Annotated in this window: 26 protein-coding genes and 1 pseudogene; 14 read left to right on the top strand and 13 right to left on the bottom strand. The window is 67.2% G+C overall.

Going from position 1 to position 24991, the window contains the following annotated elements:
• The first annotated feature begins 188 nt into the window (after positions 1-188).
• The 9 genes from UC32_RS12605 to UC32_RS12565 all read left to right on the top strand — a co-directional run bounded on the left by UC32_RS12605 (position 189) and on the right by UC32_RS12565 (position 8392).
• Complete coding sequence (locus UC32_RS12605) at positions 189-821, top strand: RraA family protein (protein WP_045731552.1); 633 nt, start codon at positions 189-191, stop codon at positions 819-821.
• Positions 822-869: 48 nt separating this feature from the next.
• Positions 870-2219, top strand: coding sequence for an MFS transporter (locus tag UC32_RS12600; RefSeq protein WP_045731551.1), 1350 nt, complete (start codon positions 870-872; stop codon positions 2217-2219).
• A gap of 88 nt (positions 2220-2307) precedes the next feature.
• The gene (locus UC32_RS12595) at positions 2308-3114 is read left to right on the top strand and encodes a LamB/YcsF family protein (protein ID WP_045731591.1); all 807 of its coding nucleotides are present in this window, start codon (positions 2308-2310) and stop codon (positions 3112-3114) included.
• A 49-nt stretch (positions 3115-3163) separates the two neighbouring features.
• Entirely contained in the window at positions 3164-3943 is a 780-nt protein-coding gene (locus tag UC32_RS12590; protein WP_082072104.1) for a carboxyltransferase domain-containing protein, read from the top strand.
• On the top strand, positions 3927-4964 hold the full coding sequence (locus UC32_RS12585) for a 5-oxoprolinase subunit C family protein (protein ID WP_045731550.1): 1038 nt from the start codon (positions 3927-3929) through the stop codon (positions 4962-4964). Before UC32_RS12590 ends, UC32_RS12585 begins: the two co-directional genes overlap by 17 nt.
• 130 nt (positions 4965-5094) lie before the next feature.
• The gene (locus UC32_RS12580; protein WP_045731549.1) at positions 5095-5898 is read left to right on the top strand and encodes an SDR family oxidoreductase; all 804 of its coding nucleotides are present in this window, start codon (positions 5095-5097) and stop codon (positions 5896-5898) included.
• An 83-nt stretch (positions 5899-5981) separates the two neighbouring features.
• Positions 5982-7157: a pyridoxal phosphate-dependent aminotransferase gene (locus tag UC32_RS12575; protein WP_045731548.1), complete on the top strand. Its 1176-nt coding sequence runs from the start codon at positions 5982-5984 to the stop codon at positions 7155-7157.
• Positions 7157-7771 carry a TetR/AcrR family transcriptional regulator gene (locus UC32_RS12570; RefSeq protein ID WP_045731547.1) on the top strand — a complete coding sequence of 205 codons (615 nt, stop codon included), beginning with the start codon at positions 7157-7159 and terminating at the stop codon, positions 7769-7771. Before UC32_RS12575 ends, UC32_RS12570 begins: the two co-directional genes overlap by 1 nt.
• Before the next feature lie 30 nt (positions 7772-7801).
• A complete protein-coding gene (locus tag UC32_RS12565) occupies positions 7802-8392 on the top strand; it encodes a TetR/AcrR family transcriptional regulator (RefSeq protein WP_045731546.1) in 591 nt (196 codons plus the stop codon).
• Here UC32_RS12565 and UC32_RS12560 read toward each other — a convergent pair.
• Genes UC32_RS12560 through UC32_RS12545 form a run of 4 tightly spaced genes read right to left on the bottom strand, consistent with a single transcriptional unit; the run spans position 8389 to position 10963 of the window.
• Positions 8389-8895 carry a hypothetical protein gene (locus UC32_RS12560; RefSeq protein WP_045731545.1) on the bottom strand — a complete coding sequence of 169 codons (507 nt, stop codon included), beginning with the start codon at positions 8893-8895 and terminating at the stop codon, positions 8389-8391. The genes UC32_RS12565 and UC32_RS12560 overlap by 4 nt on opposite strands.
• A gap of 1 nt (position 8896) precedes the next feature.
• Positions 8897-9106 carry a hypothetical protein gene (locus UC32_RS20805; RefSeq protein ID WP_152642614.1) on the bottom strand — a complete coding sequence of 70 codons (210 nt, stop codon included), beginning with the start codon at positions 9104-9106 and terminating at the stop codon, positions 8897-8899.
• Positions 9103-10185, bottom strand: a complete 1083-nt coding sequence (locus UC32_RS12550) for an L-idonate 5-dehydrogenase (RefSeq protein WP_045731543.1) — start codon at positions 10183-10185, stop codon at positions 9103-9105. Before UC32_RS12550 ends, UC32_RS20805 begins: the two co-directional genes overlap by 4 nt.
• A 1-nt stretch (position 10186) precedes the next feature.
• A complete protein-coding gene (locus UC32_RS12545) occupies positions 10187-10963 on the bottom strand; it encodes an SDR family oxidoreductase (protein WP_045731542.1) in 777 nt (258 codons plus the stop codon).
• A gap of 253 nt (positions 10964-11216) precedes the next feature.
• Between UC32_RS12545 and ppk2 the strand changes: the two genes are divergently transcribed.
• Positions 11217-12149, top strand: coding sequence for a polyphosphate kinase 2 (ppk2, locus tag UC32_RS12540; RefSeq protein ID WP_045731541.1), 933 nt, complete (start codon positions 11217-11219; stop codon positions 12147-12149).
• Between the two features lie 153 nt (positions 12150-12302).
• Entirely contained in the window at positions 12303-13289 is a 987-nt protein-coding gene (locus UC32_RS12535; RefSeq protein ID WP_045731540.1) for an aldo/keto reductase, read from the top strand.
• Positions 13290-13312: 23 nt separating this feature from the next.
• Here UC32_RS12535 and UC32_RS12530 read toward each other — a convergent pair whose 3' ends face one another.
• The 4 genes from UC32_RS12530 to UC32_RS12515 all read right to left on the bottom strand — a co-directional run bounded on the left by UC32_RS12530 (position 13313) and on the right by UC32_RS12515 (position 18979).
• Positions 13313-15088 (bottom strand): acetyl/propionyl/methylcrotonyl-CoA carboxylase subunit alpha, encoded by a 1776-nt coding sequence (locus UC32_RS12530; protein WP_045731539.1) that lies wholly within the window; start codon positions 15086-15088, stop codon positions 13313-13315.
• Positions 15088-16773 carry a 5-oxoprolinase subunit B/C family protein gene (locus UC32_RS12525; protein WP_045731538.1) on the bottom strand — a complete coding sequence of 562 codons (1686 nt, stop codon included), beginning with the start codon at positions 16771-16773 and terminating at the stop codon, positions 15088-15090. The genes UC32_RS12530 and UC32_RS12525 overlap by 1 nt, the downstream gene beginning before the upstream one ends.
• 19 nt (positions 16774-16792) lie before the next feature.
• On the bottom strand, positions 16793-18142 hold the full coding sequence (locus UC32_RS12520) for an MFS transporter (RefSeq protein ID WP_045731537.1): 1350 nt from the start codon (positions 18140-18142) through the stop codon (positions 16793-16795).
• A gap of 78 nt (positions 18143-18220) precedes the next feature.
• The gene (locus tag UC32_RS12515; RefSeq protein WP_082072102.1) at positions 18221-18979 is read right to left on the bottom strand and encodes a LamB/YcsF family protein; all 759 of its coding nucleotides are present in this window, start codon (positions 18977-18979) and stop codon (positions 18221-18223) included.
• 107 nt (positions 18980-19086) lie between these two features.
• Here UC32_RS12515 and UC32_RS12510 point away from each other — a divergent pair, with 107 nt between their 5' ends.
• Positions 19087-19764 (top strand): GntR family transcriptional regulator, encoded by a 678-nt coding sequence (locus tag UC32_RS12510; RefSeq protein ID WP_045731536.1) that lies wholly within the window; start codon positions 19087-19089, stop codon positions 19762-19764.
• Between the two features lie 24 nt (positions 19765-19788).
• On the opposite strand, the gene UC32_RS12505 is transcribed toward UC32_RS12510, so the two are convergent.
• The 3 genes from UC32_RS12505 to UC32_RS12500 all read right to left on the bottom strand — a co-directional run bounded on the left by UC32_RS12505 (position 19789) and on the right by UC32_RS12500 (position 21795).
• Positions 19789-20271: a nucleoside deaminase gene (locus tag UC32_RS12505; protein WP_045731535.1), complete on the bottom strand. Its 483-nt coding sequence runs from the start codon at positions 20269-20271 to the stop codon at positions 19789-19791.
• Positions 20272-20368: 97 nt separating this feature from the next.
• Positions 20369-20515 carry a lmo0937 family membrane protein gene (locus tag UC32_RS20590; protein ID WP_012630918.1) on the bottom strand — a complete coding sequence of 49 codons (147 nt, stop codon included), beginning with the start codon at positions 20513-20515 and terminating at the stop codon, positions 20369-20371.
• A 173-nt stretch (positions 20516-20688) separates the two neighbouring features.
• On the bottom strand, positions 20689-21795 hold the full coding sequence (locus UC32_RS12500; RefSeq protein ID WP_045731534.1) for a GTP pyrophosphokinase: 1107 nt from the start codon (positions 21793-21795) through the stop codon (positions 20689-20691).
• 308 nt (positions 21796-22103) lie between these two features.
• On the opposite strand from UC32_RS12500, the pseudogene UC32_RS12495 reads away from it, so the two are divergent.
• Positions 22104-23219 (top strand): annotated as a pseudogene (locus tag UC32_RS12495) (M1 family metallopeptidase); the annotation flags it as partial.
• A gap of 11 nt (positions 23220-23230) precedes the next feature.
• The gene (locus UC32_RS21070; protein WP_268747954.1) at positions 23231-23581 is read left to right on the top strand and encodes a M1 family aminopeptidase; all 351 of its coding nucleotides are present in this window, start codon (positions 23231-23233) and stop codon (positions 23579-23581) included.
• Here UC32_RS21070 and UC32_RS12490 read toward each other — a convergent pair.
• A complete protein-coding gene (locus UC32_RS12490; protein ID WP_045731533.1) occupies positions 23571-24608 on the bottom strand; it encodes a LacI family DNA-binding transcriptional regulator in 1038 nt (345 codons plus the stop codon). The two genes, UC32_RS21070 and UC32_RS12490, sit on opposite strands and share 11 nt — an antisense overlap.
• A gap of 36 nt (positions 24609-24644) precedes the next feature.
• On the bottom strand, positions 24645-24848 hold the full coding sequence (locus UC32_RS20800; RefSeq protein ID WP_045731532.1) for a hypothetical protein: 204 nt from the start codon (positions 24846-24848) through the stop codon (positions 24645-24647).
• Positions 24849-24991 lie beyond the last annotated feature (143 nt).

The raw sequence follows: 24991 nt of genomic DNA, 5'->3' as shown, positions 1-24991 counted from the left end.
GTTGTTACCTCGCCCTGCCGGGAATTTACGAGCTGGCAACAAACCTCCGACTTATTCAAGGGGCCGCCATCGCACCCCTTGACGAATCCCGGTTTAAACGCGAAACTTTTCTCATATGTGATTGCCGCCTCATTTGATCAACCGGATCAGGGCCGGCGTCGTCCGCAGAACCAGCAAAGGTGACAACAATGGCAACAACTCTCGAGCTCACAGTCCGCAAGGCCGCCTGGACGCGCCTGCCGCAGGAACTGGTCAAGGCGTTCGAGGCATTCCCGGTAGCCAACATCGGCGACGCCATGGAGCGCCTGGGCATTGTGGACGGGGGCATCAGTGCCGTTTGGCCCGGTGCCCGGTGCGTCGGTTCGGCACTCCCGGTCCTCGGCGCTGCCGGCGACAACGCTGCAGTTATCGAAGCCCTTAACTACATCCAGCCGGGCGACGTGGTGGTGATCAACGGCTTCGGCCACGAACACCGCGCCCTGGTGGGAGAGCAGCTGTCCCAGCGGTTCGAAGCAGCCGGCGCTACCGGCGCCGTGATCGACGGTTACATCCGCGACCGCCAGACGATCACCGAGATCAAGTTCCCGGTGTTCGCCCGCGGCGTCACCCCTGCTGGTCCGTTCAAGAACGGCCCGGGTGTCATCGGCGAACCGGTGGCCATCGGCGGCATCGTGTGCGCCGCAGGTGACATCGTCGCCGCCGACGATGACGGCGTCGTGATCATCCCCCAGGCCCGTGCGGCAGAAATCCTGGAACGCGTCATCGCCGTCGCCGCCCACGAGGCCGAAATGACGGCCGAGACTACCCGCGAATACAGCTGAGCGCCGCTATCCGGTGCCATGAACCAGCCCTAGACTGAAAGACATCCAATGACTACTGCATCGACGGACTCAGTGGAACTGAACACCGCACAAATCAAAGTCGTCACCGCCGACGGCAAAGTGGTGCGCAAGGCAACCATCGCCGGCACCATGGGCTCCTTCGTGGAGTGGTACGACTACGGCATCTACGGGCTGCTGACCACCTACCTGGCCATCAACATCATGGGTTCCAAGGACGTGGGATCGCTCCTGCTGACCAATGTCGGCTTCCTGGTAAGCTTCCTGGCCCGCCCCTTCGGCAGCGTCATCTGCGGCTACCTGGGCGACAGGCTGGGCCGCAAGAACCTGCTCTCCATGCTCCTGCTGCTCATCTCCGGCGCCACGGCCTGCATCGGCCTGATCCCGTCATCCTCAGTGATCGGCTGGGCGGCCCCGGCCCTGCTCATCCTGCTCCGCATCCTTCAGGGCTTCTCCGCCGGCGGCGAGGTTGCCGGTGCCATGGCTTTTGTGGGCGAATACGCGCACAACAAACACCGCAACTACTCCATGAGCTTTATCGCGGTGGGCTCCTTCTGCGCGCTGCTCTTCGGCAGCGGCTTCTCCGCAGTCCTGATCACCACCTTGGGTGATGCCACCATGGAATCCTGGGCTTGGCGCATCCCGTTCCTCTTCGCGGTACCGCTCGGCTATGTGGGCTACTACATCCGTTCCAAGATGGAAGACACCCCGCACTTCGCGGCCCTCCGCGAACGCAACGAAGTAGAGCGTAACCCCCTGCGCGCGGTCTTCACGTCCAAGCGCCACCTGAAGGCCATCGCACTGACCATCTTCCTGCCGGCGTTGAACGGCCCCGGCTACTACCTGCTGTTCGCCTACATGCCTACGTACCTGAAGACCCAACTGGGCTCCGGCCACAACTTCAGCATGCTCCAGGCCCTCACCGTCACCGGTTTCAGCCTCGTGGCCATCATCATCTCCATCCCGCTGATGGCGCGGCTCTCGGACCGCATCGGACGCAAGCCTGTGCTGGCACTGTCCGCGGTTCTGATGGCCGCCGTTTCCTACCCCATGTTCGCGATGATCACCACCGGCAACATGCTGATGGCCTGCATCGCCACCGTGGTCATGGCCATCGCCTTCTCCGGCCACGCCGCCGTGGTGCACACCGTCCTGACGGAGATGTTCCCCACCACCGTCCGCTACAGCGCCTACAGCATCGGGTTCAGCCTCAGCACCATCATCTTCGGCGGCAGCGCCCCGCTGGTCATGACGGAAATCATCAAGGCCACGGGCAACAGCATGGTTCCGGCGTACGCCTCCATCGGCACCGCCATCATCACGCTCGTCTCGGTCTACTTCCTCAAGGAGACCAAGGGCCAGCCGCTGGCCACGCACTAAAGAACACGCACGACGGCGGCCTGCCGCCATTGCCGGGAGGCCGCCGTCGTTGGACCATAAGCACCACACCACGAACTCGGGAGTCACCTTGGGCATCAACTCAGTCGCCGTCGTCGCGGACCTCGGCGAGAGCTACGGAAACTACAGCATCGGCGACGACGAGGCCCTGCTGGGCCTCGTCACCGCCTCCAACATCGCCTGCGGCTTCCACGCCGGCGATCCGCGCGTCATGGACGCCACCGTGAAGTCCTGCGTGGAGCGCGGCATCGAGCTCGGCGCCCACCCCGGCTACCCGGACCTGGTGGGCTTTGGCCGCCGCCTGATCGAGGCCAGCGAAGAGGAAATCCGCACGGACGTCCTCTACCAGATCGGTGCCCTGGACGCCTTCGCCCGGATCCACGGCGGCAAGATCAGCCACGTGGCGCCGCACGGCCGGATGGGCAGCATCGCCCAGACCGATGCGAAGCACGCCCGCGCCATCACCGATGCGATCAAGGCCTACGATCCCTCCTACATCGTCATCTGCCAGAACGGCCTGCTCGCCGAGGAATCCCGTAAACGCGGCCTGGAAGTGGGCTACGTCTTCCTGGCCGACCGCGGCTACGGTGAGGACGGCATGCCCGTCTCCCGCAACACCGAGGGCGCCCTGCTGCACGATCCGGAAGAGATCGGCCGCCGGGTTGTCCAGGTGGTCACCGAAGGCACCGTCCGTGCGGTCACCGGCAAGGTGGTCCCGCTGGGCCACGACGCCGACGTGGTCCTCCTGCACGGCGACCACCCCCAGGTCCTGGAGAACGGCACAGCGCTGCGCGCCGCGCTGGACAAGGCAGGCATTGCCGCAACCGGCCTGCAGGACGTCCTGGCCGAAAAAGCCAAGGCAGCAGCCGCGGCCTGACCGCCCCACCGCACCCCTTGACCGCCGCCAGCACCGCCGAGCAGGACTGATGACCACGCCACTACCGCCAGCCGGATCCCTCCGCCGTCCCCCCGGCGTGGAAGCCGAACCCTTCGGGGATTCAGCCCTCATGCTAAGAATTGCCGACGAGGACGCGGAGGCCCGGCGCGCGGGTGCCCGGAGGCTGCGTGACATCCTCCTTGACGTCCGTCCCTACGGAGTCCTGAACCTGGTCTCGGGCGCCGAATCGCTGCTGGTGGAGTTCGACTGCCTTGCGGTCAGCCACGGCCAGCTTGCCCAGACCATCCGGCTGGCTGTTGCAGGCATGGGCCTCCAGGACGCCGGCCCCGTTGCCGGAGCCAAGGACCTGGTGGTTCCCATGGTGGTCAGCGGGGAGTTTTCGCCCGACCTTCCCGGAGTGGCCCAGGAGCTGGGACTGAGCCAGGAGGCCACGCTTTCGGCGCTGACCTCATCCGTGCTGACCATCAACCTCCTGGCGGCCGCCATGGCGCCCATGATGGCCGGCGTGAACTTCCCCGGCCAGGTCAGCCGCTGCGCCGAGCCCAGGACCGATGTTCCGCCCGGATCGGTCATGGTGGCCGGGACCAGTGCCATCATCCAGCCGTTCCCCGGCCCCAGCGGCTGGAAAGTCATCGGCCGCACGCCCCTGACCATCTGCGACATCCACGAGGATCCCGCAACCTCGTACCGCCCGGGGGACCGCGTCAGGTTCGAGATCATCCCGGAAAGCCGCTGGGCTGAACTGGAAGGCCGGTTCCTCCGGCCCGCACACCAGCAGGAAGGCGGCCGGCATGGAACCGACGCATGAGTACCAGGCCGCCATCACCATCCACGAAGCGGGCTGGCTCTCCACCTTCCAGGACCTGGGCCGCGAGGACTCCGAATACCTCGGTGTTCCCTGCGGTGGGGCCGCGGACCAGCTTTCCGCCGCCACCGCCAACATCCTGGTGGGTAACCGACGCACTGATGCGCTGGTGGAGATCATGGGCGGCCGGTTCACCTTCACCGCGTCCCGGGACGTCTTCATCTCCGTCACAGGAACCCCGGCCGATGTTGCCGTCGGGGGAGTGCCCGTGCCCATGTGGCAGCCGGTCTGCGTCCCGGCACAGACCCGGGTGGCCATCTCGAACGCCCGCGACGGCATGCGTAACTACCTCGCCTTCAGCGGCGAACTGGAGACGCCGCGGTTCATGGGCAGCGCAGCGCCGGAGTCCAGGATGGGGTTCCCGCAGCAGCTTGCCGCCGGGCAGAAGGTGGCGCTGGACAGCCGGTACCGCGGCTTCAGCCAGCCTTACCTGGGCCAGCCGCTCTTCCGGCTGCCGGTACCCGTCCCGGACTTCAGCGCCGGCGTATGGACCATTGATGTGGTGGACGGGCCGGAAACGGCGGGAACGCCGGGCATTCGGGAGTTGCTGAGCAGCAGCGTCTATACCGTTGGCGGCAGGTCCAACCATGTGGGGCTCAGGCTGGACGGGCCGGTGATCCATCCGGAGGGTCTCGGCGAGATTGTTTCCCATGGTGTTCCGATCGGCGCGTTCGAGATCCCGCACGGCGACGAACTGATTATCCTGGGCCGCTCCCGGACCCTGACCGCCGGCTATCCGATCGTGGCAGTGGCCGCCAAAGCCTCCCTGCCGCTCCTGGGCCAGGCCAGCCCCGGCCGGAAGATGACCTTCCGCTGGCTCAGCCAGGAGGCCGCCGTCGAACGGTGGCGGGAACAGCAAAGGCTGCTGGCCACCCTGGAGGACCGGGTCCGCGCCCTGTTCACCGCCGTGGGGCTTCCCCTCGCAGCCAGCAACGCTGCGCCCTCCGGCGTCCGCGCCGCATAAAACGCGTTGACTAGCCGAGTATCAAATGAGAAACTATTCTCAAATATAAGTTTGTTCTTGCTTTAGCCGGTTTGCCCGGCACCGCCTGCCGCGCAGCCAACCGCAGCGCGCCGGAAGAAAGAGACACACCATGGAGCTACTGAACGGCAAGGCTGCCATCATCACCGGGGCCGGTACGGGCATGGGCCGTGAAACCGCCAAACTCCTCGCCGCCGAAGGCGCCGCGGTGGTTCTCGTGGGCCGCCGCCGGGACGTCCTGGACGAACTCTCCGCTGAGATCACGGAAGCCGGAGGCACGGCGTACGCACGGACCGCGGACATCGCGAACAAGGACGAGGTGGACGCCCTTGTGGCCTGGACCCGGGACAACGTGGGACCGGTGGACATCCTAATTAACAACGCCGGCAGTGCCAGCAAGATCCTCAACGTGCGGTGGATCGCCGAGGAGGAGTGGAACCAGGTCCTGGACGTCAACCTGAACGCCGTGTTCCTGCTCAGCCAGGCCGTCCTGCCGGACATGCTGGCCCGCAACACCGGTACCATCATCACCGTCTCTTCGCTGGCCGCAGTGACCCCCAATCTCCTGGGTGGCGCAGCGTACGGTGCAGCGAAGGCCGCCGTGCGGAACTTCATGACGTACCTGCATACGACGTTCCGCAACGACGGTCTCCGGGCCGTCACCATCCTGCCGGGCGAGACGGCCACGCCTATCCTGGACAACCGCGCCCGTCCGCCACGCCAGGAGGAGCGGGACGCCATGGTCCAGCCCGAAGACGTGGCCCGTGCCATCCACCTGGTGGCCACCCTCCCGCAGCGCACGGTGGTCCAGGAGCTGGTCATCGCCCCCACCCGGCAGCGCGATACGTCCGGCGACATCGAAATCAGCCGCTGGACCGGCGCGCCCGCAGCAGACCTCCCCGAAACCACCGCGTAGAACCTGCGGCCCACCACCTGATGGTTCCTGCCGCGTAAGACCCCGGCAGGAACCCCGCTCCCTTTTGTCTGGAAGGACACCCCATGACCATCCCTGCAGCCCCCACAGCCCTCAGCTTCCCGCCGTCCGAAGCCGTCCAGCGCGTGCTCCGGACGTCCCTTCGCGTCCAACAGCCCCAGTCCAGCGGCGATCTGGTGTCCCTGGCCATGGGTGAACCTGACTTCGACACCCCGGTGCAGGTCCGCGAAGCAGCGGCCCAGGCCCTAAAGGACGGCCACACCCACTACTCGCCGCTGCTGGGCGAACCCGCGCTTCGGGATGCCCTGGCCGGGCGAATCGGTGCCCTGCGGGGCTCCCCGGTGAGCACCGGCGACATCCTGGTGACCCAGGGCGGTACGGCCGGGCTGGCCGCGGCCATCCTGGGCACGGTCAATCCCGGGGACAAGGTGGTCATTCCGGACCCCACGTACTCGCTGTACGCGGACCTGGTCAGCATGGCCGGCGGAATCATTGTCCCGGTACCGCTGGCGGAGGACCTGCACTGGGACCTCGAGAAGCTGGCCGGAGCCCTGGAGGGAGCGAAGATGTTCGTCTTCTGCAACCCGTCCAACCCCACCGGCATTGTCCACTCCCGGGCAGAACTCGAAGCCCTTGCCGGGTTCGTGGCCGGGACGGACATCCTGGTGCTCTCCGACGAGGCCTACAGCGATCTGGTCTACACCCCTGAACCGTTCACCTCCGCACTTGAAATCGACGGCCTGGCCGGACGCACCATCTACTGCCAGACCTTCTCCAAGAGCTACGCCATGACCGGGTGGCGGGTGGGCTACCTGTGGGGCCCGCCGGACGTCATCGCCTCCGCGGCCCGGGTGCACAACACCTTCAACGGGTCCATGAACACCGCCGTGCAGCTGGCAGCCCTGACCGCACTGGAAACCTGCGGCCCGGACATCGAGCGGATGCACGCCTCCTATGCGGCCCGCCGGGAGCTGATGTACACGGGCCTGAAGGAAATTCCGGGGCTGACGGTCAGCTCACCGGAGGGTGCGTTCTACCTTTTCCCGAAGTACGACGCCGGCCTGCCCGCCGCCGAGATGGTGGCGCACCTTCGCAACCACGGCGTGGCCGTGCGCCCCGGCAGCGAATTCGGCCGCAACGGCGAGTTCCACCTCCGGCTGTCTTACGCCGCCAGCGCGGAGGCCATCGCAGCAGGCGTGGAACGCCTGGGGGCCGGCCTGGCGGCACTGAAGCAGCGGTGATGACCACCGCCGGCGCGGCTCCCGGGTTGCGCAGCGATACGCTGCGCAACCGAAAGCACATCATCCGGTCCGCCGGCCGGCTATTCGCTGAGGGCCGGCAGGCCACCATGGCCGATATTGCCCGGGCTGCTGAAGTTTCCACCGCTACCGCGTACCGTCACTTCGCGTCCGTGGACGAGGTTCTGGCCCGCTTCCGCTTCGACGTGGGCAGCGAATTGCTGGAGTACAGCCGCGGGCAGCAGGCCGCAGGGCTGGAACTGCTGCGGCTGGTCAGCTGCAAGTGGGTGGAGCTCGTGGTGGCCCACGGCAGGGCCATGGTCCATACCAGGTCCGGCGAAGGCTACCTTGCCCGCCTGCGTACCGGTGCCACCCACCTGACTGTCCAGGCGGACGCCCTGAGTCCGGCCCTGCGGGACACTTGCCTGGAACTGGGCGTGGACGATCCCGGGGACGAAGCCATGTTCCTCTGGAACGTCATGTTCGATCCCCGTGAAATCTTTGACCTGATCGAGACCCTGGGCCTGACCCCTGAAGAAACGGCCCGGCGCCTGGTGACCACGCTCGTTGCGGCCCTGAAAGGCTGGTGCGGCCCGGACGCCGGGCGCAGGCCATAAGCTTGGTACGCAACAGAAAGGGGCTGGGGAGTGCGAAGCGACACCCAACGAAACCGCAGGGAACTCGTCAATGCCGCAGGCGCGCTGTTCGCTGCGCGCCGCGGGCCGATCAACATGACGGACATCGCCAAGCACGCCGAGATCTCCACTGCCACCGCATACCGGCACTTCGCCTCCGTCGAGGACGTCCTGGCCGAATACCGCTTCAACGTGGGCCAGAAGCTGCGCGACTACAGCCTGAAGCAGACCACCGGCGGGCTTGAACTGCTCGAGGCCGTCAGCCGCAAATGGGTGGACCTGGTGGTCAAGCACGGCGGGGCGATGCTCTACACCCGTTCCGGCGAGGGATACCTTGCCCGTCTCCGGGGCGGTGCTTTCTACCTCACCGTCCAGGCGGAGGCGTTGCAGCGGCCACTGTCCGAGGCGTGCGAAGAGCTCGGGCTCGCCGCGCTGGGGGATGAGGCACTGTTCCTCTGGAACATCCTGTTCGATCCGCGTGAAATCCTTGACCTCATCAACACCGTGGGACTGACCCGGCAGCAGGCCAGCGGCAGGCTGGTGGCCGCCCTCTGCGGCGCCCTGAAAGGCTGGGACGGGGACAAGTCCGCTCCAGGACGCTAACCCCGCTCGGTCACGCTGACGCTCCGCAGGGTGACGCCGCGCATCTCGCTGCGGATCCTTTCGGCGGGTACGGCAGCCAGGGAAGCCACTTCAAACAGGTCCAGCTGGCTGGTCTTCAACGCCATCACCGACAGTGCGCGGCGCCGGGTTTCGAGGTCCCCTTTGTGCCGGGCCGCCTCGGCCAGGGCCTGTGCCGCGTCGCGGATCGCCCGGAGATGCGCTGCAGCCGGCCACCCCGGCGGCTGAAGGTCCGTGTACGCGGCGCCAAGCCGTCGTCGTACATCAAATTTGTTGACCCCTGCCGCCTCGGCGACGGCGGTAACGGGGATGCGGTCGGCCAACGCCCGGGCCACGCATTCGTTGCGGAGCCTGATGGCCGTGCGGATGCTGCTGTCTGCCTGGGCAATATGCTGCCTGTTCAAGGCCAGCTGGCAGCGCAGGGCATCCTGGTCGAGGGGCTGGAAACGGCGGCGCCGGCCCGGCTGCATGGGCTGGACCGCCACGTCAGTCCACGTCCGCTTCCGGTTCCAGCACCCACACCACGGGTGCGCCGGCAAAGGACGGCATGAGGCTGCCCTCAAAGAACACCTGGCCGTTCTGCGACTCGCCGGCAGGGTTCCAGCGGCCGCTTGCAGGGCAGTGTGTGCCGGTGCCCGCCGTCATGGGGCGGGCGGACCGGCAGCGCTGTTTGGTGGCTTTGAAGGCAGACATCATGGCGTGGCTCCGGGGTTGTCGTCGTTGCGGAAGTTGATCAGCACCTTGCCGGACCGCGTGGGGTCCTTGGCTAGGTGGAAGGCGTCGAGCGCCTGCGTGAAGGGGAATTCGTGGGTCACCACCGGTTCGATGTACAGCGAGCCATCGGCAAGGGCGGCCAGGACGCCGTCGATCTCGTCGTTGAAGCGGAAGGAGCCCAACAGTTCCAGTTCCCGTGTGATGGCAAGCGCGATGGGGACCGGCTGGTCGCCGGTGGGAAGGAGTCCCACCATGACCACGCGCCCACCGCGCATGGCACCGCGCAGCGCCGAGGCGAGGCCGCGGTGGTTGCCGGAGGATTCGAGCACGACGTCGGCCTCCACGGCGGCGATGGCGTCCGCGTCGGTGGCGAGGATGGTGCGCGTGGCGCCCACCGCCGTCGCGATCTCCAAGGGTGCCTCGTGCATGTCCACCGCGATGATTTCGGCTGCACCCGCACGCTTGGCGACCGCAACGATCAGGCTGCCGATGGGTCCGCTGCCGATCACCAGGACCCGTTTGCCCGCCAGGTTGCCCGCCTGTGCCACCGCGTGCCAGGCAACGCTCGCAGGTTCGGCGAGGGCGGCTGCGCGCAGGTCCAGGCCGTGGGGCAATGCACGGAGCATCCTGGCGGGCAGTACCGAGTAGCGGCTGAAGGCTCCCTGGGTGTGGGGGAAGCGGGCAGCGCTGCCCAGGTAGGTGCATCCGGGTGAGAGGTTGGGCCGGTCTTCCAGGTACCGTGATTCCCCGGCGCCGGGGGTGGCGGGGTGGACTGCCACGTTGGTGCCGGCGGCGGGTCCGGAGCCATCGGCGGCCGCCTGCACCACCGTGCCCACTACCTCGTGGCCAAGGACCAGCGGCGCGCGTAGAACGGATTCGCCTGCGGCGCCGTGGAGCCAGTAGTGCAGGTCCGAGCCGCAAATACCGCCGTATGCGATGTCCACCACCGCTTCGTCCGGGCGGGGCCCTGCGTGTTCGATGGCTTCAATCCGGAGGTCCCCGACGCCGTGTACCACCACTGCCGGACCGGTCACTGCCTGTGTTGCTGCTGCTGTTGCCATGTCAGACCACCGTTGTCATTCCGCCGTCGATGAAGATTGTTTGCCCGTTGACGTAGTTCGAGGCCTCCGAGGCGAGCCAGGTCACCGGGCCGGAGAGATCGTCCACGGTTCCCCAGCGGCCGGCCGGGGTCCTGCCGAGGATCCAGGCGTTGAAGGCTTCGTCGTCCACCAGGACCTGGGTCATTTCGGTGTGGATGTACCCGGGGGCGATGCCGTTGACCTGCAGCCCGTGGGCGGCCCATTCGGCGGTCATGGCGCGGGTGAGGTTCCGCAGCCCGCCCTTCGCGGCTGTGTAGGCGCCGATGGTGGGACGGGCGAGGTCTGACTGGACGGAGCCGATGTTGATGATCTTGCCGCGCTTGCGCTCCAGCATGCGGCGGGCGGCTTCGCGGCCCACCAGGAAGGCGCTGGTGAGGTCGGTGGCCAGGACGCGGTTCCAGTCATCGATGTCTAGGTCCAGCAGCGGGACGCGGTGCTGGATGCCGGCATTGTTGACCAGGATGTCCAGCGGCCCGAAAGACTCTTCTGCCTGGGCGATCCCCGCGGACACCGCGGGCTCAGAGGTGATGTCGAAGGAGACCGAACCCACCTTGCCATCACCGAACTCCGTGGCCAGTTCCCGGCGGGTGGCTTCCAGCCGCTGCGGATCCAGGCCGTGAAGCAGGACGGCGGCCCCGGCCTTGGCAAGGCCCGTCGCCAGGGCTTTCCCGATACCCCTGCTGGATCCCGTCACCAGGGCTGTCCGCCCCGTCAGGTCAAAGGGTGATGGGTGATCCATGGAGCTGCCTCTTCTCGGTGTGCATGCGGGGACTCGTGGTGCTGTGGGCCACATATCGAGCCTAGGTCCGGCCGGCTGCCGAGTCAAGAATAAATTCTCATTTGCGATTCAATTATTGTTTTGTGGCAGTGCATGTGCGCACTCTTCGATGACGGGGGAATCCCGGAAGGTCGGCGGGCAGCAGCCGGGTCACCTTCCGTTCATGTGGGGCTGTTAGATTCCGGCGGTGCCGAAGGGGCGAGAGGAGACTGTGGTGGATGTTGGCGGGGAGTTGACGCCCTGGGGCCAGGGGTGGGTCAGGGAGAACCTGCGTGAGGCCATCGACCGCCTGGTGGATCTGGGTTACACGGTGACGGGCGGCCAGGGCGATGACCCGGAGCTGATTGATCCCGGCGGATCGGCAGTGGAGACCTGGCGCGAGGACTATCCCTATGGGGAGCGGCTGACCCGGGAAGAGTATGACCTGGAGAAGTACCGGCTGCAGATCGAGCTGCTCAAGTTCCAGTACTGGGGCCAGGACCAGGGCCTGAAAACGGTCATCGTCTTCGAAGGCAGGGACGCCGCCGGCAAGGGCGGGTCCATCAAGCGTTTCACCGAACACCTGGACCCGCGCTCCGCCAGGACGGTTGCCTTGGCCAAACCCTCGGACCGGGAACAGGGGCAGTGGTATTTCCAGCGCTACATCCAGCACCTGCCCACCGCCGGGGAGATCGTCATGTTCGACCGCTCCTGGTACAACCGCGCAAACGTGGAGCGGGTCATGGGATTCTGCAGCGACGCCGAGTACGAGACCTTTATGGCACAGGCGCCCCTGTTCGAACAGATGCTGGTGGACTCCGGGATCCACCTGACCAAGTTCTGGTTCTCCGTCACCCGCCTCGAGCAGCGCACCCGGTTCGCGATCCGGCAGATCGACCCCGTCCGGCGCTGGAAGCTCTCTCCGATGGACCTGGCATCACTGGACCGCTGGCAGGATTATACGGAGTCGAAGGAACAAACCTTCCTGCGGACCGATACGGACCACGCGCCGTGGATCACCATCAAGTCCAACGACAAGAAACGCGCAAGGCTCAACGCCATGCGCTATTTCCTTAACCAGTTTGAGTACGACGGCAAAGACCCCTCCATCGTCTTCGGACCCGATCCCCTGATCGTCCGGCGCGGCCGGGACGCTGTGGGCGACTGACCGCGGCGGGCCCCAGGGAGGCACTGGCGTTACCCTGAACGGCAGTCACTCCCGGAGATCACCCGGAGCGGGAAGACTGGTACCTGGCCCACCACAGCCTGCAACAGCCAGATTCCCGCCAAGGCCCCGCGGCCGGCATCGAAAGGAACCACCATGCACACCAGGACACTTGGGCAGGGCTTCGAGGTCTCCGCCATCGGCTTCGGCGCGATGGGGATGTCCATGAGCTACGGCCCCAATCCGGGGGACCGCGCCGACATGGTGGATGTGATTCGGTACGCCGTGGACCAGGGCGTCACCTTCATCGACACCGCCGAGGTCTACGGCCCCTACGTCAACGAGGAACTCGTGGGCGAGGCGATCGCACCAATCCGCCACCCGGTGCAGGTGGCCACCAAGTTCGGCTGGAACATCGTGGACGGCCGGATGCAGGGCACGGACTCCCGGCCCGAGCAGATCCGGCGCGTCGCCGAAGGATCGCTGCGCCGCCTGGGCGTCGACTCCATCGACCTGTTCTACCAGCACCGGGTGGACCCAGCGGTGCCCATCGAGGAGGTTGCCGGCACCGTGGGTGAACTGGTGGCCGAGGGGAAGGTCAAGCACTTCGGGCTCTCCGAAGCAGGAGCCGGAACCATCCGCCGCGCGCACGCCGAGTTCCCCGTAACGGCTGTCCAGTCCGAGTACTCGCTGTGGACCCGTGACCCCGAGGCTGAGGTCCTCCCCACGCTGGCCGAGCTGGGCATCGGATTCGTGCCGTTCAGCCCGCTGGGCAAGGGCTTCCTCACCGGCACCGTTCCGGCCGGCAGCACCTTCGCCCCGGACGAAATCCGCTCCCGCATCCCGCGGTTCCAGGGCGAAAACCTCGCCGCGAACCAGGCACTCGTGGACCACGTCCGCGCGCTCGCCGGTGCGCGTGGCGCCACCGCCGGCCAGGTGGCCCTGGCGTGGCTGCTGGCGCAGCACCCCTTCATCGCCCCCATCCCGGGCACCCGCCGCCGCGAACGGATCGACGAAAACGCGGCCGCCACCACCGTGGCGCTCTCCGCCGACGACGTCGCGGACCTGAACGGCCTGGCCAGCAGGCTCGGCGTTGCCGGGGACCGCTACGACGAGAACGGCATGAAGATGGTCAACCTCTGACCCCGCCGGCCGCCCGCACGAAATTAGGCAATCAGTGCCAGCACGCCGCCCGCGGCGACCACGCCTCCTGCATCCACCTGCACATCGGCGAGGGTGCCGGCGCGGTGGGCGGCTACCTGGGTCTCCATCTTCATCGCTTCCAGGACGACGACGGGATCCCCGGCCGCCACCTCGGCGCCCGGTCCGACCAGCCACTTCACCACGGTCCCCGCCATGTCCGCCCGCAACTCACCGGGGGCCGCGGCACCTGAGGCACTGCCGCCGTCGTTCTCAGCACCGAAGGGGCCGTCCGCCGGGCTGACGCCCGCGGGAACCGGGCCGCCGGAACGCGCCCACCCGTCCAGCAGCGCTGCGGGCAGCCCGACGGCAAGGCGCCGGCCGTCCACGTCAACGGTGATGGTGCGCCGCTCACCGTCCGGGACGGACGTGCCGAACTCCGGGTCCGCGCCGATGGTCTCGGCGAAGTCCGTTTCTATCCAGCGGGTGTGGATTCGCAGCTCAGTTTCGGACGTGAAATCGGATGCCTCCACCACGGCGCGGTGGAACGGCAGGACGGTGGCCACGCCGCCGATCTGCATCTCGGCCAGGGCCCGGCGTGCCCGCCGCAACGCCTGCTGCCGGTCCGCGCCGGTGACGATCAGCTTGGCCAGCAGCGAATCGAACTGCGGCGCCACAACCGACCCTGCCCGGACGCCGGAATCGAGGCGGATTCCGGGGCCGGTGGGGCCGCTGAAAGAGGTAACGGTCCCGGGTGAGGGCAGGAAGCCGCGGCCCACGTCCTCGGCGTTCAGCCTGAACTCGAAAGCATGCCCCCGCGGCTGGGGATCGGAGGCAAACCGGAGCCGTTCGCCCGCAGCAATCCGGAACTGCTCCTGGACCAGGTCGATGCCGGTGGTTTCCTCGGTGATGGGGTGTTCCACCTGCAGGCGGGTGTTCACCTCGAGGAAGGCGACGGTGCCGTCGGCGGCCACCAGGAATTCGACGGTCCCGGCCCCCGCATAGGAGGCCTCGCGGCAGACTGCCTTGGCGGCGTCGTAAATCTGGCGGGTCTGGCCGTCGGTGAGGAACGGGGCGGGGGCTTCCTCCACGAGTTTCTGGTGCCGGCGCTGCAGCGAGCAGTCCCGGGTTCCCACCACCACCACGTTGCCGTGCTGGTCCGCCAGGACCTGGGCCTCCACGTGCCGGGGCCGGTCCAGGTAGCGTTCCACGAAGCATTCGCCACGGCCGAAGGCCACCACGGCCTCGCGGACGGCGGAATCGAACGCCTCCTCCACCTGGCCCATGTCCCGGACCACTTTCAGCCCGCGCCCGCCGCCACCGAAGGCAGCCTTGATGGCGATGGGGAGGCCGTGTTCCTCGGCGAAGGCGCGCGCCTCAGCGGCGGAGTCCACCGGACCGTCGCTTCCGGCCACCAAAGGCGCCCCGGCGCGCACGGCGATTTCCCGCGCCGTGATCTTGTTGCCCAGCTGCCGGATGGCCTCCGGGCTGGGTCCGATCCACGTCAGCCCGGCGCCGATGACCGCTTCCGCGAAACCGGCATTCTCGGACAGGAAACCGTAGCCGGGGTGCACGGCGTCCGCTCCGGACTCCGCGGCGACGCCCAGCAGCTTGGCGATGTCCAGGTAGGTTTCCGACGGCGCGTTGCCGCCCAGGCTGTAGGCCTCGGTGGCGGCACCCACGTGCATGGCATCGGCGTCCACGTCCGCGTAGACCGCCACGGATTCGAGCCCGGCGTCCTCGCAGGCCCGGGCGACGCGGACAGCGATTTCTCCTCGGTTGGCGATGAGGACCTTGCGCATCAGTTGCTCACTTCGTTTAGGGAATCGTGTGGATGGTCGTGGGAGGTATCCGCGGGGACAGGCGGCCCGGGCGTCCAGCGGAACCGGATGGAGCCGCCCACCGGAACCTGCGCGGCGAGATCCAGGTGGTAGTCCGCCACCACGCCGATCACCGGGTAGCCGCCCGTGATGGGATGGTCCGCCAAGAACAGTACGGGCTGGCCTTCCGGCGGGATCTGCAGGGCGCCGGCCATGGTCCCTTCACTGGGCAGCTCACCGTCCCGGCTGCGGCGGAGCGGTTCACCGGCCAGGCGCATGCCCACCCGGTTGGAACGCGGAGTCACGGCCCAATCCTGGCTGCACAACAATTCCAGCGCCGCCGCATCAAACCAGTCGTCGCGGGGACCGGGCACGATGTCCAGCACCGTGACCCCGGCATCCGGGTAGTCGGGCTGCAGCTCGGGGTTGCCCACCACGTTGGAGTTCGTGGCAGCCCCGGCGCCGAGCAGTTGTCCGGCGGCCAAGGGTGCCGGCCCGATACCGGACATGGTGTCCGTGGACCGGCTGCCCAGCACGGATTCCGCTTCCACGCCGCCGCGGATGGCCAGATAGGTGCGGAAGCCCCTTTCCGGGGCGCCCACGGTCAGGGTTTCGCCGTCCAGCAGGGCGAAGGCGGTGGCCATGGGCACGGTACGCACCTCTTCCTGCTGGGCACCGTCTTCGTCGTTATGGGTTCCGGCAGCGGACGACGGCGTCACTACAGTCAGTGCCGACGGCGCACCGGTGACGGCCAGCACCTGGTCGCCCATGGCCTGGACGCGCAGGCCGCCGGCCACGCTTTCGATCACGGCGGCGGAGGGGCCGTTGCCCAGCACCCGGTTGGCGCGCCGCACCGAGGCACGGTCCAGCGCGCCGGCTGAGGATACCCCGAGACCCGCATGCCCGGGCCGGCCCAGGTCCTGGATCAGGCTCTGGAGCCCGGGGGAGAGGATGCGGAGGCCGGACTTCACGGCGGAATGCCCGGAGGTTTCGGCCGGTGCGGCCGGAATTTCCACGAGTTCCCGGACCGCGCGGAACTGGACCCGGTCTCCCGGAGCGGCCAGTGCCGGCTGCTCCCGGCTTAGGTCCCACATGGGTGCCGCGGTGCGTCCGATCAGTTGCCAGCCACCCGGCGACTGCCTGGGGTAGACGGCAGAATAGTTGCCGGCCAGCGCCACGGATCCAGCAGGGACAGCGGTGCGGGGTGAACTCCGGCGCGGGACTTCCAGGGCCTGGTTTTCCCCCACCATGTAGCCGAAGCCGGGGGCGAAGCCACCGAAGGCCACCGTCCAGACCTGCCCTGTATGGGCGGCCACCACTCCGTCAGCCCCCAGGCCGGTGAGCCGGCCCACCTCGGCGAGGTCCTCGCCGTCGTACACGGTGTCGATGGTGACCAGCGCGCCCTCGGTGTGGGACTGGACCGTCAGGTCCATCGCCAGCAGACGTGCAGCCATCCTTCGCGCCGCCGCGGGCGAGTCCGCCTTGACCATCACGGTTTCGGCAGCGGCCAGGACGTCCACCTGGCCGGGCAGCGGCGATTCGAGCAGGAGGGTCTGCAGGGCCAGGACGTCGTGGAGGCCGGAGAGCTCGGCGAGTACCGCCGTGGTGCCTACGGGCCGTACGGCCAAGACGCGGGCGGCTGTGGCGGGGCTGCTGACTGTTTCCATGGGGACCGGGCCGCGCCGCTCAGGCGTGGCTCTCCTTTGTGCTGTTGTGGAGCAGGCGGACATCTTCTTCAGGCTGCGGATCGCGGCCCAGGCGCATGCCCACGATGGTGATGACCGCGGTCAGGGCGAGGTAACCGGCAATCAGGTGCCAGCCGCCGGAGGCCGCGCCGTAGAGGGCGGTGAAGATCAGCGGGGCCACGGCGCCGCCGATCACGCCGGCCAGGGTGTACGCGAGTGAGCTGCCGGCGTAGCGGAGCCGGGCCGGGAACTGTTCGGTGATGAACGCGGCCTGCGGGCCGTACATGAAGGCGTGCAGGGCCAGGCCGATCACCACGCCGATGGTGAGCATCAGCACGGACTTGCCCTGGATCATCAGGAAGAACAACGGAATGTAGACGGCGGTTGCTGCGGCGGCGATCCCGTAGACCCAGCGGCGGTTGAAGCGGTCCGTGAGGGCGCCGGCGGCCGGGATGAGGAAGAGCTGGAATGCGGAACCGATCAGGATGGCAGCCAGAACGTTCCCGGTGGTCATGCCGAGTTCCTTGGTGGCGTAAACGGCCACGAACACGGTGAAGAGGGCGTACAGGACGTCAGGGCAGAGGCGAGACAGGGCTGCCGAAACAAGGGCCTTGGGCTCCTTGGTGAAGACCTCCTTGATGGGGGCCTTGGGGCGGTCACCCTGGGCCTGGATGGCTTTGAAGACCGGGGTTTCCTCAAGCTTGAGGCGGATCAGCAGGCCGAACGCCACCAGGAGCGCGGAAGCCAGGAAGGCGACGCGCCAGCCCCAGGACAGGAACGCTTCGTTGCTGAGCGAGGCTGCCAGGACGGCCAGGACACCGTTGGCCATGAGGTTGCCGGCGGGCGGGCCGATCTGTGCGGCGGAGGACCAGAAGCCGCGCTTGTTGGGATCGCCGAATTCGCTGGAGAGGAGCACTGCGCCGCCCCATTCGCCGCCGACGCCGATCCCCTGGGCCAGGCGCAGCAGCACCAGGATGATGGGGGCGGCGACGCCGATGGCTGAGTAGTCTGGCAGGGCGCCGATAAGGACGGTGGCTGCGCCGATCAGCACAAGGGTGAAAACGAGGACGTACTTGCGGCCTACCTTGTCGCCGAGGCGGCCGAACACCACGCCGCCGATGGGGCGGGCCAGGTAGCCGACGGCGAAGGCCGAGAAGGAGAGCAGCAGGCCCACGAATTCGTCATCCGAGGGGAAGAAGATCTTGGGGAAGACGAGGGCCGAGGCCACCGAGTAGATGGCGAAGTCGTAGTACTCGAGCGAGGTGCCGGTGAGGCTGGCGACATAGGCCTTGAGTGCGCCGGCCGGCGGCTTCCTTGCCGCCGTCTTTGCTGCCTTGTTGGTGCTGGTCATGGTGTTTCTCCGAAGGATGTGGGTGTTGCGCGGGGCCTGTTGGCCATGGATGCGGGTGGCGGTAGCCGGGCGGACTGGCTAGGCGAACGCGCCGATGCTGATGCCGGCGTCGGCGAGGGCGGACTTCACAGCGGTAGCCATTGCCACCGCGCCTGGGGAGTCACCATGCACGCAGATGCTTTCTGCGCGGATCTTCAGGATGGACCCGTCGATGGTCCTGACGGACTGTTCGGTGGCCATCCTTAATACATGCTCCGCCACTTCGGCGGGATCGTGAAGGACTGCGCCCGGCTGGGTACGGGACACGAGGGTTCCGTCCGGGTTGTAGGCGCGGTCGGCGAAGGCTTCGGTCACTGCCCTCAGGCCTGCTTCCTCTGCCAGCCGCAGGACTTCCGAGCCCGGCAACCCCATGATGGGCAGGCCCGGGTCCACAGACTTCACGGCGTCGACGACGGCGCGCGCCTGGGCGGTGTGCGACACAATCGCGTTGTACAGGCCGCCGTGCGGCTTCACGTACTGGACCTTCGTTCCTTCGACCGCAGCCAACGCCTGCAGCGCACCGATTTGGTACACCACGTCGTCGGCCAGTTCGCCGGGGCTGATGTCCAGGAAGCGGCGTCCGAAGCCGGCGAGGTCCCGGTAGCCAACGTGCGCGCCGATGACCACGCCGGCCTCCGCCGCGTTCCGGCAGGTCCGGCGGATCACGGTGGGGTCGCCGGCATGGAATCCGCAGGCCACGTTGGCGCTGGACACTGAGCTGAACATGGCGGCGTCGTCGCCGAGGGTCCAGCGGCCGAAGGACTCGCCGACGTCGCTGTTGAGGTCGATGGAAGTCATTTGTGATCCCCGTCTCATTGGTTGGTCATATCTAGGATGCACCAAATCTACGGATTGTTCAACAATCCTTCGATTCAACGATGTGACGATCGTGTAAATTCTCGGGTATGGCCACCATCGATTCCGTCCCCGCTTCCGCAGGCCGCCTCCGGGTAGCCGTGCCGTCCGTGGCCGAACGGGTGGCCCGGGAACTCCGCCGCCAGCTGGCCGAAGGCACGCTGATCCCCGGGGCCAGGCTTACCGAATCCACCATCGCCGAGGACCTGGGTGTCTCACGGAACACGGTGCGGGAGGCTTTTGCGGAACTTGCCAGTGAGCGGCTGGTGGTCCGGCATCCCAACCGCGGCGTTTTCGTGGCGAGCCTGGGGGCTGAGGACATCCACGATGTCTACACGGTCCGGCGGTTTATCGAGGTCAGCGCGATGCGCGGCGGGGGCAGCCCCGAGGATGTGGCCGCTGTCCGGGCTGCGGTGGAGGAAGGCAAACGCGCTGCGGCGGCCGGTGACGATGAAGCCGGGGGAACCGCCAACCAGCACTTCCACGGTGCCATTGTGGCGATGGCACGGAGCCCGCGGCTGAACACGATCATGGCCCAGGTGCTGGCGGAGATGCGCCTGTTTTTCCACAAGGCCACCGCCGACGCACTGTTCTACCAGCGCTACCTGCCGGACAACGAAGCAATCTGTGAGGCACTGGAAGCCGGCGAGCCGGACCGGGCTGCGGATCTCCTGCTGGCCTACCTGGACCGCTCCGAGGACAACCTCGCCGCAGTGCACGGAGAGTAACAGGGGCAGGGTGGCGCCGGGGGCCTACTCGGCGATGTCCTCTGCCCAGAGTTCCGGGCTGGCGTCCTGGAAATCGCGCATCATGTCCACGCAGCGCTGGTCATCGAGGACTATCACTTCGACGCCGCGGGAGCGCAGAAGATCAAACTCGCCGGGGAAGGTGCGCGCTTCGCCCACCACAACCCGCGGGATCTTGAACTGGATGATGGTCCCCGTGCACATGGCACACGGGGCAAGGGTGGTGTACAGCGTGGTGTCCCGGTAGCTTCGCTGCCGCCCGGCCGCCCGGAGCGCTGACATTTCCCCGTGCGCTATCGGATCGCCGTTCTGGACCCGCTCGTTGTGCCCGCTGGCAATGACCACGCCGTTGCGGGCAAGTGCCGCGCCGATGGGGATGCCGCCTTCGCTGGAACTTTTCCGGGCCGCCGCGTAGGCGGCTTCGAAGGCGCTCTCGGAAGTGGCCTGCGGGGGCGCCGTGGCGTCCGGCAGCCGGGTTTCGGAAGTCATCCGGTCATTCTCGCATGCGGCATTTTTCCGGCGTGCCCGGAGGAGGCCCCGGGCGGCCGGGACCTCCTGGCTGTGATGCCGGACTTGGGGGTTTTCGTCAGGCGCGGGTCCGGCCTTGGACGAAGTGGAAAATCAGGACAACAACGGCGACAACCAGCAGGATGTGGATCAGGCCGCCGCCAATATTGGCGAGCAGTCCGAGCAGCCACAGAACGGCGATGATGATGGCAATCCAAAGCAACATGGAATTCTCCTTGTGGGTAAATTTCGGATGGAATTGTGCTTTAGCCCGCGGATTTTCACATCCTACGCCCGGCGCAATCCACGGACGCCAAACACCGCGCTGTTAATTTGCCCAACCCCGCCGCGGACCGGTCCGCGGCCACCACCAGGGGAACGTTCCCCAACCGCCGGGACCTACTTCTTAGTGACCCGGTACCGTTCGATCTGCCGGAGACGCCGCAGGAGGCTGTCGCGCCGGGGGTGCGGAACGGCGTCGGCCGCTTCTGCCGTGAGGTCAATGTGCCTGGTGCCGAATTGCCACAGCAGGAGGTCATCCAGCAGCCGGTCCGGCCCGGGGGAGTAGCGGTGGTCCAAGGCCTTGCGGACCTCGGTGATCTGCTCTGCGCGGAGCAACCCGGCCAGTTCCATGGTCTGGGTGAGCCCGTGTGCCGCGAGCAGTTCCGAGGCCCAGCCCCAGTCGTCATCCACCTTGCGGTCCACGTGCGGCAGCAGTGTGCGCCACACGTCCCGGATCCGGTTGGGTGTCAGCGGCGCGGCGCCCTCCCCGTCCATGTCCCAGAAGCTGCGCACTTCCTCGTAGCGTTCGTGGAGGTCCGCGAACGCCGTCTCCACCGTTTCCAGCATGGCTGCTGTGGCAGTGAACTGCCGGTCGAAGTGCGGGGTCCAGGCCCGGGGATCCTCGGCCTTGAAGCGGATATCGTGCTCGATCTCGCTCCACGCGTGCGCAAAGATGGTGCGGATCTGGCACTCGAAGAAATAGCTGCCGTTGGGCGTGATCTCCGGGTTGAAGACCTGCTGGTACTCCTTGACGGCCTCGTTCTGGATGGTCCGCAGGATCAGGTGCCGGCTGGAATACCCATAGGTGCCGGACTCGATGGAGCCGATGTCCTTTTCCCGGTCCCCGCGGCAGTCGAACAGCTGGCGCTGCCGCTTGATGATGTTGGCCACCGCTGCATTCTCAGCGGGAAGCTTGGTGATGACGCGGATCCCCACCATGTCATTGAGGGTCCGGAACGGGTCCGGGAATTTCAGCAGCCGCCGACCGCCAGGCTCCAGCGGCTCCTCAGTGCGGGAGATCTTCTCCTTGAACGACTCCACCGTTTTGGTGCGGCCGGTGACGAACAGCGGGGTGACCTCGCTGTCCTTGAGCATGTCCCGCAGAACCAGCAGTACGTCGCGGGTAACCAGCTTCAGGGCAGGGCGGACGCGCTCGTACAGCTCCACATTGTGCTGCACGGATTCGCGCAGCGGCTCGTCCAGACTCTCCCAGTTACTCGGCATGATCCCAGCTTACGGCCGGGGTCTGACAGAACGGCGGCGGCCAATCCTTGCGCGTCACAGGACGCCACCGAATATCCGCCCGTCCCGGTTTTGGGAGGGAGAGCGGAATGAAGGGGGCACGGAAGTGTTGACACGTCCAGCGGGCTGGCCTAATTTTCATTCCATCTGGTGGGGTAAGAGCGGCCCCGGAGCCGCCGGTACCGGTCTCGTCGCCGCGAAGGCACACAACCTGTTTCCTCCGGCGGGCGTGGGCGGAACTGTCACGGCCGGAACCGCCCGGCGCCCGGCACCATTCCAGGACTGCAACCATGACCCACCTGACGAAGGCCCGCCGCATCGCCGCGGCCGCAGTAGCACTCCTAACGGCCGCCGCCGCAGGGATCACCCCGGCGCAGGCCGTACCCCAAAGCGGCCCACGCTACAGTCCAGGTGCGGCGGGAAGTGGTGATCCCTACTTCCCGTACGCGGGCAACGGCGGGTACGACGTCCTGAACTACGGCCTCGACCTCCGCTACACGCCGCCGTCGGACCCGGGCGCAGCGGGAAACCTGACCGCGGAGGCCACCATCACCCTGCGCGCCACCCAGGACCTGGACGCCCTCAACTTCGACCTGCGCGGACTCGCCGTCACAACCGTGGACGTGGACGGCAAGGACGTCAACCGCGGCGCTGGCCCCTCGGAATGGGCCCAGGTGCAGGACGATGTGAACCGCCGGTGGGAACTCAACGTCGGACTGCGGCCAAAAGTGAAGGAAGGCCAGACAAAAACCATCACCATCAGCTACGGCGGTGCCACCGGCCGGCCCCAGGACACCACGGGGGCGCTGTGCGGGTGGGTGACCACCGCTGACGGAGCCATCGTGGTCAACGAACCCGATGGCGCGCCCACCTGGTTTCCAGTGAACGACGACCCCGAGGACAAAGCCACGTACTCCTTCCGCATCACCGTCCCGGAAGGAAAAACCGCGGTGGCGAATGGGCTGCCCGGCGGCGACCCGGAAACACAGGCCGGTTGGACAACCTGGACCTGGGAGGCTGCGGACCCGATGGCCAGCTACCTTGCCACGGCAAGCGTGGGAGACGTCACGCTGTCGTACGGAGAAGGCACCCGCGGCCTGCCGATTATCAATGCGGTGGACAACGGTGTGACCGGCCCCGCGCTGGTGAAAACCAATGAGGCCCTTGCGCTGCAGCCGCAGATGATCAGGTACCTGTCGCACGTGTTCGGACCGTACCCGTTCGAGGCCTTCGGCGCGACCGTGGACGATGACTCGGTGGACTACGCCCTGGAGACGCAAACCCGGCCGGTCTATTCAGAGTTTGCCGACGAGGACACCGTTGTCCACGAACTGGGCCACCAATGGTTCGGTAACAGCGTCAGCCCGGCGGACTGGAAGGACATCTGGCTCAACGAGGGCTGGGCAACCTATATCGAATGGCTGTGGGCCGAACACCAGGGCAAGGCGACGCTGGCAAAGCAGTTCACGGACGCCGTGGCCGAACTGGACAGCAAGAACCTCTGGGCACTGGACATTTCCAATCCGGGCGGGACAACCTGTTCGCCGAGCCGGTATACCGCCGGGGAGCCGCCGCGCTCCATGCACTGCGGGTCAGGATCGGGGATGCGGCCTTCTTTGCCGGGGCCAATGAGTGGCTGGACCGCTACCGCAATTCCTCGGCAACAACCGGGGATTTTGAAGCAGTGATGGAAGAAGCCTCCGGCCAGCAGCTTGACGCGTTCTTCAATGATTGGCTGCGGGAGGGGGACCGCCCGGCTATGCCGTAGTGGAGCCGCGCACCACCAGCGATGTTTCCAGCGTGACGCCGCCCGGCTTCAGGAACTTGCCCTCCATCAGCCTGCGCAGCTGCTCGCCCGCTTTCTGGCCCAGTGACGTGGCGGGCAGGTGGACGCTGGTCAGACCGGGATTGCTGGTGGCCGAGTAGGGGAGGTCGTCGAAGCCGGCCACCGCGAGTTCTTCCGGGATCCGCACCCCGGCCACCCGGGCCTCCTGCAGCACGCCGTAACCGTGCGTATCGGTTCCGCAAACCACGGCGGTCACCCCCGCACGCTGCCACTCCGGCCAGGCGGCGGCGAACGCGGCGGCCGCTGTTCCCACGTCGATGGTGGTGCTGATGATCCTGTTCGGGCTCACGGAGATGCCACGTGCCGCGGCCTCTTCCAGAAACGCCGCACGGCGCACGGCAAACGTGTCGGTGCCGGTCACGCTGTCCACATAGGCCGCTTCCGTGTGCCCGGCGGCGGCCAAGTGTGCTGCCAGCTGCCGTGCCCCGCTGGCCACATCGAGGTTGACAGAGGGTGCGTAGGATTCCAGCCCGGGCGCGTCCAGCAGGACAAGGGGCGACGGCGAAGCGAGGTCCTCGAGGAAGTCCGCGTTGGGTGCGTCCACCAGCAGCCCGGCCGGGCGCAGCGACATGAGCCGCCGGACGTCGGCGGCCTGCGGAAACTCGCCCGCTTCGGTGACGGACAGGAGCAGCTGGTACTGCGGGCCGAGTGATTCCCGTACCCCGTCGATGACCTTGGCGAAGAAGGGGTTGGAGATATCAGGCGCCACCAGGATGACGATGGAGCTTACGCCCTTGGCCAGCGAGCTGCCGATCCCGTCCACAACATAGCCGAGCTCCGCAATGGCGTCACGAACCCGTGCAACGTTGTCCTCGGAGACGCGGCCCGCCGTCTTGCCGTTGGCCACGAGGGATACTGTCGCCGTCGAAACGCCTGCCCGGGCTGCGACCATGGCCGCAGTGATCCGCCGTGGGCGCGTGTGCTGCAGCCTCTGTTCCGCGGATTCCATATGTTGATCGTAGTGGGCGGAGGGAGTGCTTGGGTCCTAGCTGTGGCGGCCGCTCTGGGCCTGCCCGCGCGAAGTGAGTATGGCCCGGGCCGCGGACGCGCAGCCGGCGAGCAGCAGAATTACTGCCGACACGATGGAGTACCAGACTCCATTGGCGGTAAGTGCGATGTAGACGCCGATGAGAGAGAAGACAACTGCCCCCAGCGACCAAATGAGCGTTGCCCTCTTGGTGTTATCCATTGGTTCAGCCTAGGCGACATTTGCCCTGCTCACCGCCACGAAGGCGGGCCTACGTCCTCCGTTGCAGCGCCAGCATTTCCAGCGCGAACGGCAGCACCGTCAGCGGGACGTAATTAGCACGCATGTGCTGCAAAAGCAGTAGC

The sequence above is a fragment of the Pseudarthrobacter chlorophenolicus genome, from assembly GCF_000962805.1.
GTDB classification, from domain to species: Bacteria; Actinomycetota; Actinomycetes; order Actinomycetales; family Micrococcaceae; genus Arthrobacter; species Arthrobacter chlorophenolicus_A.
This window is presented reverse-complemented; position numbering and strand designations above follow the sequence as displayed.

What these genes read in the sequence shown, in the direction of transcription:
- UC32_RS12605 (WP_045731552.1), top strand. Translation starts at nt 189, where the DNA reads ATGGCAACAACTCTCGAGCTCACAGTCCGCAAGGCCGCCTGGACGCGC.
- UC32_RS12600 (WP_045731551.1), top strand. Translation starts at nt 870, where the DNA reads ATGACTACTGCATCGACGGACTCAGTGGAACTGAACACCGCACAAATC.
- UC32_RS12590 (WP_082072104.1), top strand. Translation starts at nt 3,164, where the DNA reads ATGACCACGCCACTACCGCCAGCCGGATCCCTCCGCCGTCCCCCCGGC.
- UC32_RS12585 (WP_045731550.1), top strand. Translation starts at nt 3,927, where the DNA reads ATGGAACCGACGCATGAGTACCAGGCCGCCATCACCATCCACGAAGCG.
- UC32_RS12580 (WP_045731549.1), top strand. Translation starts at nt 5,095, where the DNA reads ATGGAGCTACTGAACGGCAAGGCTGCCATCATCACCGGGGCCGGTACG.
- UC32_RS12575 (WP_045731548.1), top strand. Translation starts at nt 5,982, where the DNA reads ATGACCATCCCTGCAGCCCCCACAGCCCTCAGCTTCCCGCCGTCCGAA.
- UC32_RS12570 (WP_045731547.1), top strand. Translation starts at nt 7,157, where the DNA reads ATGACCACCGCCGGCGCGGCTCCCGGGTTGCGCAGCGATACGCTGCGC.
- UC32_RS20805 (WP_152642614.1), bottom strand. Translation starts at nt 9,106, where the DNA reads ATGATGTCTGCCTTCAAAGCCACCAAACAGCGCTGCCGGTCCGCCCGC.
- UC32_RS12550 (WP_045731543.1), bottom strand. Translation starts at nt 10,185, where the DNA reads ATGGCAACAGCAGCAGCAACACAGGCAGTGACCGGTCCGGCAGTGGTG.
- UC32_RS12545 (WP_045731542.1), bottom strand. Translation starts at nt 10,963, where the DNA reads ATGGATCACCCATCACCCTTTGACCTGACGGGGCGGACAGCCCTGGTG.
- UC32_RS12535 (WP_045731540.1), top strand. Translation starts at nt 12,303, where the DNA reads ATGCACACCAGGACACTTGGGCAGGGCTTCGAGGTCTCCGCCATCGGC.
- UC32_RS12530 (WP_045731539.1), bottom strand. Translation starts at nt 15,088, where the DNA reads ATGCGCAAGGTCCTCATCGCCAACCGAGGAGAAATCGCTGTCCGCGTC.
- UC32_RS12525 (WP_045731538.1), bottom strand. Translation starts at nt 16,773, where the DNA reads ATGGAAACAGTCAGCAGCCCCGCCACAGCCGCCCGCGTCTTGGCCGTA.
- UC32_RS12520 (WP_045731537.1), bottom strand. Translation starts at nt 18,142, where the DNA reads ATGACCAGCACCAACAAGGCAGCAAAGACGGCGGCAAGGAAGCCGCCG.
- UC32_RS12515 (WP_082072102.1), bottom strand. Translation starts at nt 18,979, where the DNA reads ATGACTTCCATCGACCTCAACAGCGACGTCGGCGAGTCCTTCGGCCGC.
- UC32_RS12510 (WP_045731536.1), top strand. Translation starts at nt 19,087, where the DNA reads ATGGCCACCATCGATTCCGTCCCCGCTTCCGCAGGCCGCCTCCGGGTA.
- UC32_RS12505 (WP_045731535.1), bottom strand. Translation starts at nt 20,271, where the DNA reads ATGACTTCCGAAACCCGGCTGCCGGACGCCACGGCGCCCCCGCAGGCC.
- UC32_RS20590 (WP_012630918.1), bottom strand. Translation starts at nt 20,515, where the DNA reads ATGTTGCTTTGGATTGCCATCATCATCGCCGTTCTGTGGCTGCTCGGA.
- UC32_RS12500 (WP_045731534.1), bottom strand. Translation starts at nt 21,795, where the DNA reads ATGCCGAGTAACTGGGAGAGTCTGGACGAGCCGCTGCGCGAATCCGTG.
- UC32_RS21070 (WP_268747954.1), top strand. Translation starts at nt 23,231, where the DNA reads ATGGCTGTGGGCCGAACACCAGGGCAAGGCGACGCTGGCAAAGCAGTT.
- UC32_RS12490 (WP_045731533.1), bottom strand. Translation starts at nt 24,608, where the DNA reads ATGGAATCCGCGGAACAGAGGCTGCAGCACACGCGCCCACGGCGGATC.
- UC32_RS20800 (WP_045731532.1), bottom strand. Translation starts at nt 24,848, where the DNA reads ATGGATAACACCAAGAGGGCAACGCTCATTTGGTCGCTGGGGGCAGTT.